At 46.4% G+C, this 15,282-nt stretch carries 12 protein-coding genes; 10 read left to right on the forward strand and 2 right to left on the reverse strand.

The features are described from left to right. Positions 1 to 79: 79 nt before the first annotated feature. The 4 genes from ccoG (at position 80) to AACU28_RS23335 (ending at position 4,310) form a co-directional block, all read left to right on the forward strand. Entirely contained in the window at positions 80 to 1,498 is a 1,419-nt protein-coding gene (gene ccoG / locus AACU28_RS23320; RefSeq protein WP_121603649.1) for a cytochrome c oxidase accessory protein CcoG, read from the forward strand. Between the two features lie 74 nt (positions 1,499 to 1,572). Beyond that, a complete protein-coding gene (locus AACU28_RS23325; protein WP_004735756.1) occupies positions 1,573 to 2,559 on the forward strand; it encodes a serine/threonine protein kinase in 987 nt (328 codons plus the stop codon). A gap of 55 nt (positions 2,560 to 2,614) precedes the next feature. After that, positions 2,615 to 3,214: a thiol:disulfide interchange protein DsbA/DsbL gene (locus AACU28_RS23330; protein ID WP_004735755.1), complete on the forward strand. Its 600-nt coding sequence runs from the start codon at positions 2,615 to 2,617 to the stop codon at positions 3,212 to 3,214. Positions 3,215 to 3,353: 139 nt separating this feature from the next. After that, complete coding sequence (locus AACU28_RS23335; protein ID WP_102445143.1) at positions 3,354 to 4,310, forward strand: DUF2860 domain-containing protein; 957 nt, start codon at positions 3,354 to 3,356, stop codon at positions 4,308 to 4,310. A 141-nt stretch (positions 4,311 to 4,451) separates the two neighbouring features. Here the strand turns inward: AACU28_RS23335 and AACU28_RS23340 are convergent, their stop codons facing one another. Beyond that, positions 4,452 to 5,975 (reverse strand): YifB family Mg chelatase-like AAA ATPase, encoded by a 1,524-nt coding sequence (locus AACU28_RS23340; protein WP_017087278.1) that lies wholly within the window; start codon positions 5,973 to 5,975, stop codon positions 4,452 to 4,454. A gap of 472 nt (positions 5,976 to 6,447) precedes the next feature. Between AACU28_RS23340 and ilvG the strand changes: the two genes are divergently transcribed. Genes ilvG through ilvA form a run of 5 tightly spaced genes read left to right on the forward strand, consistent with a single transcriptional unit; the run spans position 6,448 to position 12,783 of the window. Continuing rightward, a complete protein-coding gene (gene ilvG, locus AACU28_RS23345; RefSeq protein ID WP_004735752.1) occupies positions 6,448 to 8,094 on the forward strand; it encodes an acetolactate synthase 2 catalytic subunit in 1,647 nt (548 codons plus the stop codon). A gap of 1 nt (position 8,095) precedes the next feature. Then, positions 8,096 to 8,380, forward strand: a complete 285-nt coding sequence (ilvM, locus tag AACU28_RS23350) for an acetolactate synthase 2 small subunit (protein ID WP_017077311.1) — start codon at positions 8,096 to 8,098, stop codon at positions 8,378 to 8,380. 12 nt (positions 8,381 to 8,392) lie between these two features. After that, positions 8,393 to 9,361: a branched-chain amino acid transaminase gene (locus AACU28_RS23355; protein ID WP_102534647.1), complete on the forward strand. Its 969-nt coding sequence runs from the start codon at positions 8,393 to 8,395 to the stop codon at positions 9,359 to 9,361. A 33-nt stretch (positions 9,362 to 9,394) separates the two neighbouring features. Continuing rightward, on the forward strand, positions 9,395 to 11,236 hold the full coding sequence (gene ilvD, locus AACU28_RS23360; protein WP_102445144.1) for a dihydroxy-acid dehydratase: 1,842 nt from the start codon (positions 9,395 to 9,397) through the stop codon (positions 11,234 to 11,236). Positions 11,237 to 11,238: 2 nt separating this feature from the next. Continuing rightward, entirely contained in the window at positions 11,239 to 12,783 is a 1,545-nt protein-coding gene (gene ilvA, locus AACU28_RS23365) for a threonine ammonia-lyase, biosynthetic (protein ID WP_017087280.1), read from the forward strand. 98 nt (positions 12,784 to 12,881) lie between these two features. Here the strand turns inward: ilvA and punR are convergent, their stop codons facing one another. Beyond that, entirely contained in the window at positions 12,882 to 13,796 is a 915-nt protein-coding gene (gene punR / locus AACU28_RS23370; RefSeq protein ID WP_004735746.1) for a DNA-binding transcriptional activator PunR, read from the reverse strand. A 163-nt stretch (positions 13,797 to 13,959) separates the two neighbouring features. Here punR and punC point away from each other — a divergent pair, with 163 nt between their 5' ends. Next, positions 13,960 to 15,171, forward strand: a complete 1,212-nt coding sequence (gene punC / locus AACU28_RS23375) for a purine nucleoside transporter PunC (RefSeq protein WP_004735745.1) — start codon at positions 13,960 to 13,962, stop codon at positions 15,169 to 15,171. The last annotated feature ends 111 nt before the right edge of the window (positions 15,172 to 15,282 follow it).

A 15,282-nucleotide genomic window follows, 5' to 3' on the forward strand; every position in this document is an offset into this window, starting at 1 on the left:
AGGTTCTCTAAACCATACTTTCAAGTAATGTCGTCATGCCCGACTTAACCGGGCAAACAAGCCACAAAAAGGATAGTCCATGAGTCAGGATAAAATCGACATCAAAGATGTGACTCCTAAAACCTTTAACCCAAAAACACATAAAGGTAATGGAGATCGATTTAACCCAAGTAACCGAATCTATGTTCGAGAAAGCAAAGGTAAATTCCAACAACTTCGTCGTTACGGCGGTTGGTTCTTACTTTTACTTTTTGCGCTTATCCCATGGATTCCATTTGGTGAACGACAAGCGATCTTGCTCGATATCGGTAGCCAGCAGTTCAACTTCTTTGGCACCACGCTATACCCACAAGATCTGACCCTACTTGCCATCCTATTTATGATTGCTGCGTTTGGCTTATTCTTCATAACCACCTTCTTAGGGCGAGTCTGGTGTGGTTATTTATGCCCACAAACCGTCTGGACCTTCATGTACATCTGGTTCGAAGAGAAACTGGAAGGTGCTGCCAACAAGCGAAGAAAACAAGACTCGGGCAAACTGACAAGCAATTTAATTCTCAGAAAAACCATCAAGCACATCGTGTGGTGGGCGATTGCGATTGCGACGGGCTTAACCTTTGTCGGTTACTTCATCCCAATCAAAGAGCTGGTGGTTGGCTTCTTTACCTTTAACTCGACTTTCTGGCCGGTGTTTTGGGTATTGTTCTTTGCTGGGTGTACTTATGCGAATGCGGGATGGATGCGTTCTATTGTTTGTCTGCACATGTGTCCTTACGCGCGTTTCCAATCTGCAATGTTCGATAAAGATACCTTCATCGTGGGTTACGACACTGAACGAGGTGAAAGCCGCGGCCCTCGCTCTCGTAAAGCCGATCCAAAAGAACTTGGTCTAGGCGACTGTATTGACTGTAATTTATGTGTTCAAGTGTGCCCAACGGGTATCGATATCCGTGACGGCCTACAATACGAGTGTATTAACTGTGGCGCGTGTATTGATGCCTGCGACAACACCATGGAACGTATGGGTTATGACAAAGGCCTAGTCAACTACACCACCGAACACAGGCTCGATGGTCACACAACCAAGGTGATGCGTCCGAAGCTGCTCGGTTATGGCGCTATATTGATCGTCATGCTGGGTTTGTTCTTCGCACAGATAGCGAGTGTTGATCCTGCAGGCTTAAGTGTTCTGCGAGATAGAAACCAGCTATTTAGAATCAATAGCCAAGGGCTTGTCGAAAATACTTACAACTTGAAAGTAATCAACAAAACTCAGCAAGAGCAAGAGTACAAGCTTGATGTCAGCGGGCTACCCGATTCTATCTGGTACGGTAAACAAACGATTACCGTAGACCCAGGTGAGGTTTTAAACCTTCCTATCAGCTTAGGCGTCGATCCAGAAAAACTGAGCTCACCAGTTTCGACAATTCAGTTTATACTCTCGGATAATGAAGAGTTTACGATGGAAGTCGAAAGCCGCTTTATCAAGAAGCTCTGATACCAGCCACCTTAGTGCTTGGTATAACACCCCAATAAATGGAAAAAGGCTCAGTAATGAGCCTTTTTTATTCTATGACGATGCAAGCCTTTAACTTTGATAACCTGACTCCTGACTTCATGTGGTACGCACTGGAGAGCATTGGAGTTCGTGCTGAATCCGGGCTTCTCGCTCTCAACAGCTACGAAAACCGGGTGTATCAATTCACCGATGAAGACCGTAAACGCTACGTCGTTAAGTTTTATCGTCCGCAGCGTTGGAACACCGCACAGATCCAAGAAGAGCACGACTTCGCGTTAGAGCTGATCGAACAAGAGTTACCGGTTGCTCCACCTATGCGAATCAACGGCGCAACCTTGCATGAATATCAAGGCTATCTATTTGCACTGTTTGAAAGCGTCGGTGGCAGACAATATGAAGTCGACAATCTAGATCAATTGGAAGGCGTTGGACGCTTCCTTGGTCGTATTCATAAAGCCAGTGCTGGAAGAACATTTCAGCATCGCCCGACCATCAGCTTAGATGAATACCTTTATCAGCCACGTAAGATTCTAGAGAACTCTCAGTTTATCCCAACTCACCTAGAGAACGCGTTCTTCAATGACGTCGACCTTCTGATCAAAGAGCTAGAGAGCCAGTGGCCAAGTAACATTGACAACATTCGTCTCCATGGCGACTGCCACCCGGGCAATATATTGTGGCGCGACGGGCCAATGTTCGTCGATCTTGATGACGCGCGTAATGGTCCTGCTGTTCAAGATCTGTGGATGCTGCTTAACGGCGAACGCCAAGATAAAATGATGCAACTGGATATTCTGCTAGAGAGTTATCAAGAGTTTTGCGATTTTAATACCGCGCAACTGAAACTAATCGAACCTCTGCGCGGTCTACGTATGGTGCATTACATGGCGTGGTTAGCGAAACGATGGCACGATCCGGCGTTTCCTTTGGCCTTCCCATGGTTTAATGACCCGAAATATTGGGAGCAACAAGTACTTGCTTGTAAAGAGCAAATTGCTACCCTGCAAGAGCCACCACTTTCGTTAATGCCTCAGTGGTAACAGCAATCGCAACATACAACTAGATAAAAATTCAAACATAATGGAGATTGGATAAATGAAAAAGCTATTCGCATTTTTCTCATTGATCATGTTGAGCCTTTCAGCTCACGCTGCGAAATTTAACGAAGGTGAACACTACAAAGTTCTCGATCTAGAAGCATCAAAAAAACCAATGGTGACAGAGTTCTTCTCTTTTTACTGCCCACACTGTAATAGCTTTGAGCCAATCATCCAGCAGCTAAAACAACAGCTACCTAAAGACGCTAAGCTACAGAAGAACCATGTTTCATTCATGGGTGGCAACATGGGTCTGCCAATGAGCAAAGCTTACGCGACCATGATTGCACTGAAAGTTGAAGATAAAATGGTGCCAGTGATGTTTAACCGCATCCACACCATGAACAAGCCACCACGCGATGAAGCAGAACTGCGTCAAATCTTCCTAGATGAAGGCGTTGATGCTAAGAAATTCGATGCGGCATACAACGGCTTTGCAGTAGATTCTATGGTTCGTCGTTTCGACAAAGCATTCAAAGATAGCGGCTTGTCAGGTGTACCAGCGGTTGTGGTTAACAACCGCTACCTGATTGACGCTCAAGGCATTAACTCTCTTGATGAGTACTTCGAGCTGGTTAACTTCTTATTAAAGAAATAAGAGAATGATTAAAGGAAGCTTCGGCTTCCTTTTTTTTGCTTGTTCAAAAATCATCATTGATAAATAATTAACCTGGAAATTTAAAGCTTTACTGCTATTAATAACCCGTCCTAAGAACCGGTGGGCAAGGAGCCCTTGAATGAAAATAAAAATAACTCTTCTCGCATTGAGCGTTGCAGCCTCTCCCGCTTTTGCCAAGCTTGCAGACGAACAAGGTTTCAGTGGTGAAATATCTATCAATACCGGGGTTGCCTCTTCCACCTCAAACTTTAATACCGATGCTGATAGCACCATTTCGTCCAATACACAGAAAGCCTCATCTGAGAGCTCATTTCTTGTCGCACCTTTAGGCAGTGTCGCTTACACCTTTGGTGAAAAGCTAAATCATCAGGTGTACACAGGTACCGCTCGTGATGATGTGGCAACCGGTACTGTTGTACTGGAGGTTGGCTATAAATACCAACTAGAGTCAGGCATGACCATCGACGCGTCATTGCTGCCAACCATCATGTCAGGTGAGACTTGGGCGAATCCATACGCAGAAGGTATTGCTCGAAGCAAAACCGATGAAACCGGCAACGCCTTTCGTTTGAAATTAAGTAGCATCGCAGGTTCTGCATTCTCTCTAGATATGGCTTACGCTACTAAAGATGTCGACAATGATGAGATTCAAGAACAAGAACTCAAACGAGATGCGAATACTCTCTACCTGAAAGGCCAATACCGCGTTCCATTGAGCCGCACCATGATGCTTATCCCATCGATCATTTATCAAACCAGAGATGCCGACGGTAACGCTGAGTCTTACGACCAGTTTGGTGGTGAAGTGAGTTTGTTTGGTGGCATAGGCCGTCACCAGTACGCACTAACAGCGGGTTACAACCAACGCTCTTACGATGCAAGTAACTCCATCTACGATAAGAAACGCAGTGATGACAACATCAACCTGTTTGCCGCGTATGAATATGAGCAATTCATGAACTGGGACAACTGGTCGTTTGTTTCACTGGCGGGCTACGGCACCAGCGATTCAAACATTACCTTCTACGATGAGTCTCAATACATCGTCTCAGTAGGTCTGAACTACAAGTTCTAGTTAGGCATCACTACTCGCTCATAACCATTAGTTCATAACAATTGGTTCATAACAACGAAAGCCTGCGTAACAAGCAGGCTTTCTTGTTTTTATACCAATCGTAGTAAATAAATGACCCGTTGTTTACTACGATTGGCATGACTACACCGCTTGAGCCGTGAGTTGTTTCAACAGTCGATCCATCGCTCGGTAGCCAAGTGCCTCTGATAAGTGCTTCTTTTCAATCTGCTCGTTACCCTCTAAGTCGGCAATGGTTCGTGCCACCTTAATGATTCGATGATAAGCACGAATCGACAGACCTAATCGATGCAGTGCGGTCTCGAGAAACTCCGCATCTTCGCGTCGCAATGGGCAATACTTTTCAATTTCTCGGCTACCTAACAGTGCATTCGACTTATGGTTTCGAGATAACATCAACTGACGCGCTTGTTTAACTCGTTGCTTCACGACTTGAGTGGTTTCTCCACGATCACCGCCTTCGGCTAACATCCCTTTAGGCAATAGAGGGATCTCCAATGACATATCGAATCTATCTAACAATGGCCCAGATAAGCGGTTGAGGTAACGCAGGATAATTTGCGGGTTCGCTCGAGCTTGATTGCCCTCGTAATAACCTGTTGGGCTTGGGTTAAGTGCACCGACTAATTGAAAGCGAGCAGGAAAGCGAGTCTTACCCGCGACACGGGAGATAATGATTTCACCCGACTCTAGCGGCTCTCGCAATGAATCAAGCACCTTACGCTCAAACTCTGGCATCTCGTCAAGAAACAATAAGCCATTATGCGCCAAAGATATCTCACCGGGGCGAGGTATCGAGCCACCACCGACCAATGCTGCCATCGAACTCGAATGGTGTGGGGAACGGAAAGGTCGTTGTTTCCAGTTGTATTGATTAATCTCTTGTTGCGTTAAAGAAGCCACCGAAGCAGTTTCCATCGCCTCGTCGTCACTCATCTCAGGTAACAAATCGCGCAATCGAGAAGCCAACATGGTTTTTCCAGTTCCGGGCGGGCCGAGAAAAAGCAGGTTATGGTTGCCCGCTGCAGCGATCTCCAATGCTCGCTTACCTTGCTGCTGGCCAATAATATCTTGTAAGTCACGATTATCAGACACATCGACATGATGATGCTCGGTTCGATATAAACCAAGCTGAGCCTGGCCACACATATCCGCACAAACCTCTAGCAAGGTTTGCGCTGATTTATGAGCCCCTTTGCCGACTAAGGCTGCCTGATCACCATTGTGGTGTGGAACCACTAAGCATCGCTCGACACTATCGGCGGCTAACGTCGCAGGCAGAACGCCCTTTACCGAGCGCAACTCTCCTGACAATGCCAACTCACCGATAAATTCATGTTGAGCTATTTTTGATGTCGGAAGCTGATCTGACGCCACCAAGATTCCAAGCGCGATTGGCAGATCAAAACGGCCTCCCTCCTTGGGTAAATCAGCAGGCGCGAGGTTAACCGTGATCCTTTTTGATGGAAATTCAAAGCGAGAATTGATGATGGCACTCCTGACTCGATCTTTAGATTCCTTGACCGTCGTTTCAGGTAGCCCCACCAATGTAAACCCAGGCATACCGTTGCTTATATGCACTTCAACGGTCACTTCTGGTGCCTCTACTCCCACACTAGCCCGGCTGTGAATTATCGCGAGTCCCATAACTTTCCTTTGTCTTTGATTTAAAAGTATTCACTCTGGGTATTCGTTGCTCACCAAAGCGATAAGGTTGTTATATAGCTTGGTGGAATGGTGTTTTAATGTGAAAAAAGAATGACATTTTCCTTGTCATACTGCAGATTTGTGTGATAACACTAGAGATGTAGACTTTTACTGAAGACAATAAACGAGAAAACTCGAATATTATGATTTTTAACGCTCGCATTTACGCACTGATTAACCTGATTATCGTAGTCATTATTAAGACTGCGCGGGGGCGAGTGGGAAGAAAGTAACCACGAATTAGAAAAAACCCCCGCACTGAAAAGTCCGGGGGTTTTTTCTAATTTAGCGATTCGATTTTTATAATTTTTATTATTTTCGGCCTTGCCGATTTACAGGAAGAATGGGAGCACAAGATGTGCAAAGACAACGGAAACAATGACCAAAATAAAGGTAATACGGAGGGATTACGATGAAAGGCGCAGAACTAGTCGTATCCGCACTCAAGCAACAAGGCATTGAGACCGTATTTGGTTACCCAGGTGGTGCCATCATGCCAATCTATGATGCACTTTATGATGGCGGTGTTGAACACATCCTTTGTCGCCATGAACAAGGTGCTGCAATGGCTGCCATTGGTATGGCGCGTGCAACACAAGACGTGGCTGTTTGTATGGCAACCTCGGGCCCAGGCGCGACTAACCTAGTAACAGGTCTTGCTGATGCCTTTATGGACTCCATCCCACTCGTCGCTATCACAGGTCAAGTTGCTAGCTCCCACATTGGTACCGATGCATTCCAAGAAATGGATGTGATTGGTATGTCTCTGTCATGTACTAAACACAGCTACCTCGTTACCGATATTGAAGATCTTGCGCCAACATTGGCTGAAGCATTTATCGTTGCAAAAGCAGGGCGTCCTGGTCCGGTTATTGTCGATATCGCTAAAGATGTTCAACTAGCCGAATCCCCTGTAAAAATTCTTCCTGAATTTACACCACCAGCCATTCCTGTTGTGACAACGGATGCTATTGAACAAGCTCAGTACTTCTTGTCTCAAGCGACTCGTCCTGTTTTATACGTAGGTGGTGGCGTTCAACTGGCGAAAGCAACCGATGCAGTTCGCGAGTTTTTACGCCTTAACCCAATGCCGGCCGTAAGCACACTGAAAGGCTTAGGCACTATCGAACGTGACGACCCGCACTACCTTGGCATGCTTGGTATGCACGGCACTAAAGCCGCTAACCTAGTGGTTCAAGAAAGTGACCTATTGATTGTTGTCGGTGCTCGTTTTGATGACCGAGTAACAGGCAAGCTTGATACTTTTGCTCCTCACGCAAAAGTTATCCATATCGATATCGATGCGGCAGAGTTCAGTAAACTGCGCCTTGCTGATGCGCCAATTCGCGGTGACATCAACAAGATCCTGCCTCAACTAGAACTGAGCCAAGACATCTCATCTTGGGTTCACCACTCAGAAGGCCTTCGTAGCTCATTCAAGTGGCGCTATGACCACCCAGGTGATCTGATCTTTGCTCCACTACTGCTAAAGCAGCTATCAGACATGATGCCAGCAAGCTCTATCATTTCGACGGATGTTGGCCAACATCAGATGTGGGCCGCTCAGCACATTCAGCCTCGCGATCCACAAAACTTCATCACCTCAGCCGGTTTAGGCACTATGGGCTTTGGTTTACCAGCCGCTATGGGTGCATCGGTTGGCCGTCCTGATGACCAATCGATTCTTATCTCTGGTGATGGTTCATTCATGATGAACATACAAGAGCTTGGCACGCTAAAGCGTCGTCAGATCCCAGTGAAGATGGTGCTTCTGAATAACTCTCGCTTGGGCATGGTTCGCCAATGGCAATCTCTGTTCTTTGATGGCCGACACAGTGAAACCATCTTGGATGACAATCCTGACTTCGTCATGCTCGCGAAAGCATTTGATATCCCGGGCAAAACCATCACGCGTAAAGAAGAAGTAGAGCCAGCATTGAAAGAGATGCTAGAAAGCAAAACTGCTTACCTACTTCACGTCCTTATCGATGAAGAAGAAAACGTATGGCCACTAGTACCGCCAGGTGCTTCAAACAGTGAGATGTTGGAGAACACATAACATGAAAAGATACCTATTAGACATCAAAGCCGATGATAAGCCAGTACTACTAGAGCGTGTTCTTCGTGTTATCCGTCACCGTGGCTTCATTGTTAAGCAAGTTGCGGGCACTCAAAACCACGAAAGCAAAGTGGCGAGTGTAGAGATCATTGTCGACAGTGACCGTCCGATCTCTTTTTTGGTGAATCAAATCGAAAAGCTGTGGGATGTACGTTCCGTTGACGTTATCTCTATCAGTCGTAATGAATTGCCAAACAACAACTTACAGCAAAAGATAAACGCATAAGGAACCGCAAACATGACAGCTAAAACAGCAGACTATATTTGGTTTAACGGTGAAATGGTTCCTTGGGCAGAGGCGAACGTTCACGTCCTGACTCACGCAATGCACTACGGTACTTCTGTGTTTGAAGGCGTTCGTTGTTACAACACGCCAAAAGGGCCGGTAATCTTCCGTCACCCAGAGCATGCAAGACGCCTAAAAGACTCAGCGAAAATCTACCGCTTCCCTATTCCTTTTACTGAGGAAGAAATTATGGAAGCGACTCGCGAAACGCTACGCCAAAATAAGCTACAGTCTGCGTACATACGCCCACTGGGCTTTGTCGGTAATGTTGGTTTGGGTGTGTGTCCGCCAGAAAATACTGAGATGGATCTGATCATCGCTGCGTTCCCTTGGGGTTCTTACCTAGGTGAAGAAGCGCTAGAGAATGGTGTAGATGCGATGATTTCAAGCTGGAATCGTGCCGCGCCAAATACTATCCCTACCGCTGCGAAAGCCGGTGGTAACTACCTATCTTCATTACTGGTTGGTGGTGAAGCTCGTCGTCATGGTTACGATGAAGGTATCGCACTGAGCGTCGATGGTTACCTTTCAGAAGGTGCTGGCGAGAACATCTTTGTGATTCGTAATGGTGTGTTATCAACGCCACCAGCAACCAGCGCGATTCTACCGGGCATCACCCGTGATTCAATCATGACACTAGCAAAAGACATGGGTTACGAAATCCGTGAAGAGAACATTGCTCGTGAAGCGCTATACCTTGCCGATGAAGTATTCATGACAGGCACAGCTGCAGAGATCGTTCCGGTTCGCAGTGTAGACAAAATTACAGTAGGTGAAGGCAAACGCGGTCCTATCACTGAAAAAGTTCAAGCAGCTTACTTTGGTTTATTCAATGGAACCACTGAAGATAAATGGGGCTGGTTAGACTACGTTTATCCAGCAAACCATGCGTCAGAAAGCCAAACACAAACAAATAAGTAAGCAACAGCCAAATATTTTATAAGGATTTAAACAATGCCAATCTATCGTTCAGCAACGACAACCCACGGACGCAACATGGCTGGTGCGCGCGCTTTATGGCGTGCAACTGGCGTTAAAGATGATGACTTCGGTAAGCCGATCATCGCGGTTGTAAACTCTTTCACTCAATTTGTTCCAGGCCACGTTCACCTTAAAGATATGGGTCAGCTGGTTGCGGGTGAAATCGAGAAAGCGGGTGGTATCGCAAAAGAATTCAACACCATCGCGGTCGATGATGGTATCGCAATGGGTCACGGCGGCATGCTGTACTCACTGCCATCACGTGAGCTTATCGCAGACTCAGTAGAATACATGGTCAATGCACACTGTGCGGATGCAATGGTGTGTATCTCAAACTGTGACAAAATCACTCCGGGAATGATGATGGCAGCAATGCGCCTCAACATCCCAGTGATCTTCGTATCTGGCGGTCCAATGGAAGCAGGTAAAACCAAGCTTTCAGATCAAATAATCAAGCTCGACCTTGTTGATGCGATGATTCAAGGCGCCGATCCAACGATTTCAGACGAGCAAAGTGAGCAAGTAGAACGTTCTGCATGTCCAACCTGTGGTTCATGTTCAGGTATGTTCACAGCAAACTCAATGAACTGTCTAACAGAAGCACTTGGCCTATCTCAGCCGGGTAACGGTTCAATGTTGGCGACGCACGCAGACCGTGAAGAGCTATTCATCAACGCCGGTAAACGCATCGTTGATCTAACTAAGCGTTACTACGAGCAAGATGACGAGTCAGCACTGCCTCGCAACATCGCAAATCGCGCAGCCTTTGATAATGCGATGGCGCTTGATATCGCAATGGGTGGCTCAAGTAACACAGTACTTCACCTTTTAGCCGCAGCTCAAGAAGGTGACATTGATTTTGATATGGATGATATCGATGAGATGTCTCGCCGTGTTCCACACCTATGTAAGGTTGCTCCTTCAACACCGAAATACCACATGGAAGATGTTCACCGTGCTGGTGGCGTAATGGCTATCCTAGGTGAGCTTGATCGTGCTGGCCTACTGAATAATCAAACTCGCACCGTACTTGGCCTAAGCATGCAAGAGCAGCTCGCTCAATACGACATCATGCAAACAGAAGACGAAGCCGTGCTTAAGTTCTTCCGTGCAGGTCCTGCGGGCATCCGTACCACCAAAGCTTTCTCACAAGATTGCCGTTGGGATCGTCTAGATGACGACCGCAAAGAAGGTTGTATTCGTACCAAAGAAAACGCGTTCAGCCAAGAAGGTGGCCTAGCGGTACTTTCAGGTAATATCGCCGTTGATGGTTGTATCGTTAAGACTGCGGGTGTTGATGAAGAAAACCTTAAATTCCAAGGCCCTGCAATCGTATTCGAAAGCCAAGATACGGCAGTAGAAGGCATCTTAGCGGGTAAAGTAAAAGCAGGCGAAGTGGTTGTCATTCGTTACGAAGGTCCTAAAGGCGGCCCGGGTATGCAAGAAATGCTCTACCCAACGACTTACCTAAAATCGATGGGTCTAGGCAAGTCTTGTGCTCTTCTAACCGATGGTCGTTTCTCTGGTGGTACATCAGGTCTTTCTATCGGTCACGCTTCTCCAGAAGCAGCAAGCGGCGGCGTAATTGGTCTAGTGAACACAGGCGATATCATCACTATCGATATCCCTAGCCGCTCAATCACGCTTGATGTTCCTGAAGCAGAACTAGAAGCGCGTCGTGTTAAGCAAGATGCTCTAGGCTGGAAACCAGAAAACCGTCAACGTGAAGTGTCTTTCGCACTGAAAGCTTACGCAAGCATGGCGACCAGTGCCGACAAAGGCGCTGTGCGTGATAAGTCTAAGCTTGAGGGCTAACTATGAGTGATGACACCTCCAGTCCCAAAAAACAAAGTGGCGCAGATTATCTGCGCCAGATCCTGAGAGCACCGGTTTACGAAGCGGCAATCGTGACACCTCTGCAAGATATGCCACGCTTAAGCGCTCGTATCGGTAATCAGGTTCAGCTAAAACGAGAAGACCGTCAGCCGGTACACTCGTTTAAGCTGCGCGGTGCTTACAACATGGTTTCAAGCCTTTCTGAACAACAGAAAGCAGCCGGTGTTATCGCAGCATCCGCAGGGAATCACGCACAAGGTATGGCGTTATCTGGCTCTAAGTTAGGTATTCAAACGACAATCGTGATGCCGAAAACGACACCGGATATCAAGGTCGATGCAGTACGCGGATTTGGTGGAAAAGTGGTTCTGCACGGCAGTAATTTCGATGAAGCGAAAGCGGAAGCGGAACGTCTGTCGGCTGAACATGGCTTCACCTTTGTTCCTCCTTTCGATCACCCACTCGTGATTGCTGGGCAAGGCACTATGGGTATGGAGATGCTGCAGCAAAACGGCCACATGGATTATATCTTTGTGCCGGTAGGTGGTGGTGGCTTAGCCGCTGGTGTTGCAGTGCTTATCAAACAACTGATGCCAGAGATTAAAGTGATTGCGGTAGAGCCTGAAGACTCGGCTTGCTTGAAAGCAGCACTGGATGCGGGTGAACCAGTGGTACTGGATCAGGTCAGCATGTTTGCTGATGGTGTTGCGGTTAAACGCATTGGTGAAGAAACCTTCCGTCTTTGCCAACAGTACATTGATGGTCATATTACCGTCTCTAGCGATGAAATCTGCTCTGCGGTAAAGGACATCTTTGAAGACACCCGTGCGATTGCTGAGCCTTCAGGAGCGCTTGCTCTGGCTGGCCTTAAGAAGTTTGCAGAACAAAACCAACTGCAAAATAAGCAACTAGCAACGGTACTTTCTGGTGCGAACACCAACTTCCACGGTCTGCGTTATGTCTCTGAGCGTTGTGAATTGGGTGAGAAACGAGAAGGTCTACTTGCGGTGACTATTCCAGAGCGACAAGGCGCGTTCCTAGAGTTCTGTAACATTATTGGTGGTCGAGCGGTAACTGAGTTTAACTACCGCCACAACGACGAAAGCCTGGCGAATATCTTCGTTGGTGTACGTCTACAAGGTGGACAAGAAGAACTCGAACACATCATCAATGACTTACGTGAGGGTGACTACGCGGTTGTCGACTTGTCTGATGACGAGATGGCAAAGCTGCACATTCGTTACATGATTGGCGGTAAACCATCGAAGCCATTGAAAGAACGTCTTTACAGCTTTGAGTTTCCTGAATACCCAGGTGCATTGATTAAATTCCTTGATACCTTAGGGACTCACTGGAATATCAGCCTGTTCAACTATCGTAACCATGGTGCCGATTACGGTCGAGTGCTGTGTGGCTTCGAACTCGGTGATGATGATTTAGCTCAGTTCTCTACACACTTAGAAGAACTTGGCTACCAATGTAAAGATGAAACCGATAACCCTTCCTACAAGTTTTTCTTGTCTTAAGAGTTAAGCTATCGAACCAAAAGAGCGAGTATTTACTCGCTCTTTTTATTTGAACGCTTTCAGGTAAAACCTCACACGATCCTATTTTAAATAGATCATTAAAGTGCTTTACGATGATCCAACCAATCTTGGTGCAGCTGTTCACTTGATCCTAGATATTTGACCATCCATTCGATCAATTTATGGTTGTCATCTTTTCTCCAAACCAAACAACAGTGACTCTGTGGGCTAGGCTCTGGTAATATTTTTTCCACCAGCAAGCCTTGTTCGATAATAGGCGCGGCAATATGCCTTGGCATGTAACCCACCCCAACACCATTCTTGAGGCACTCTATCGCACTGTACCAATTCGGTAATAGAAGACGTCTCTGACTCGCATAGTGCCCAGTATGGCGCTTAGGCAATACGCTAGAAGTATCATCCAAACAGATCGCTGGATATTGACTGACAAAGGCTTCATTGAGGTTTTGTTCTCGCACACAAGGATGACTGGGTGACATGACGAATGCCCAATCTAACCGCCCCATATCCTTTACTTCAAAATCACCGCCAACCGGAATCGCTGAAGTGGCGCCAATGACGACATCGGCCCTGCCCTGTGCAATAGCTTCCCAAGAACCATTAAACACTTCCATGTTGATCTGCAGCTCAGCGAACTCAAAGGTTTGATAAAACTCTTCAATCATCGGCTTCATCTTGTCGAGCTTAACCACGTTATCAAGGGTTAGACGTAAGGTTTTCTTCCAACCACGCGCAGCTCGGCGAGTTTGCGCACTGAGTTCTTCCATCTGTCTCAGCAGTTGACGAGCCTCTTCAATAAACAACTCCCCAGCAGGCGTCAGCTCTACTTTTCTTGGTAAGCGTCTGAAAAGTAGAACATCAAGCTCTTGCTCTACCTGCCTAACCCCATAGCTGATCGCCGATGGTACTTTGTGCAATTGCTCTGCAGCCGCAGTAAAGCTGCCCAAGCGAGCAACGGTATCAAGCATTTCTAACGAGGATTTAGAGAACATAAGCCTTCAAATTTTTTGATTGATAACTACATATTTTAGCGTTTTATTCTATCAGCTATGAAAAATAGAATGTCAGCATAAATAAACAGGGGCTTCTACTCCTAAGTATCTAACAATTTTTTTGATGATAAAAACATCACTACCTTTAGTTTAATGGCATATTATGAATATTTCTAAATTTCAATTGGTCTACCTTGCAGTTCTTTCCATGCTTGGCTTTATTGCGACCGATATGTACCTTCCTGCATTTAAGGCAATGGAAGTCGATTTTGCAACCGGCCCTGAGCAAATTGCTCTGTCTCTAACGGTATTCCTTGGTGGTATGGCAATGGGTCAGCTTCTTTGGGGTCTGGCGAGTGACAAGTATGGTCACCGTAATACACTAGCGGTTGGTCTTGTTATCTTTACTGCAGCTTCATTCGGCTTAGCATTCAGTACCGAAGTATGGCACCTACTAACGCTGCGCTTCATTCAAGCGATCGGTGTGTGTGCGCCTGCGGTAATCTGGCAAGCAATGGTTATTAAGCGTTACTCTCAAAGCAGCAGCCAGCAAATTTTTGCTACTATCATGCCTCTAGTAGCGTTATCTCCAGCATTAGCACCGCAACTGGGTGTGTTGCTAGCAGACAGCTTTGGTTGGCACAGTATCTTTGTCACACTGACGCTAATGGGCGCATTGTTGATCGCAACGACCATGGCTCAACCAAAAGAAGCGCCAGAAGTAAAACAAACGTCGATCAAAACCGATATCAAAGCACTGCTTCATTCAAAGCCTTACATGGGTAATGTGTTGATGTTTGCTTCAGCGTCAGCAGCGTTCTTCGCTTACCTAACCGGTATGCCAGAGATCATGGCTCAACTGGGTTATGAAGCAAAAGACATCGGCTTGAGCTTTATTCCACAGACAATTGCATTCATGGCGGGTGGTTACTTCGGTAAGCAGGCAGTGAAGAAGTATGGCGATGGTGTCGTACTAAGAAATCTTATTGGTTTGTTTAGTGTTGCCGCATTACTGATTTTCATTGCATCACAATGGGAACTGACTTCAATCTGGCCTCTACTCGCACCTTTCTGTCTAATTGCCGTAGCGAATGGCGCACTTTACCCAATCGTAGTAAACCGTGCTCTATCAAGCGCGAAACAGAGCCCTGCGACAGCGGCTGGCTTACAAAACAGCCTGCAAATCAGTATTAGTGGCCTAGCAAGTGCATTGGTTGCAGCAATGGCAAGCCAAGCACTAAGCGCAACAGGAATAGCGGTAGTGATTTGTTTAGGTGCATTGTGGGTTGGCTATATTATTTCGAACAAAGAGCTTTCTGAACACTTCGCAACACCGGATAACTCTCGAGTGGTTGCTGACGATAAGCAAGACTAGTTTCTCGTTTAACGAAAACAAAAAAAGAGCGAGTAATCTCGCTCTTTTTTTATATCTAAAGTTATTTAGAAAGCAGCGAGTAGCATTGCTACTGGCTTGTATCAGAATATC

The organism is Vibrio sp. SBT000027 (assembly GCF_963894355.1).
Classification (GTDB): Bacteria; Pseudomonadota; Gammaproteobacteria; order Enterobacterales; family Vibrionaceae; genus Vibrio; species Vibrio splendidus.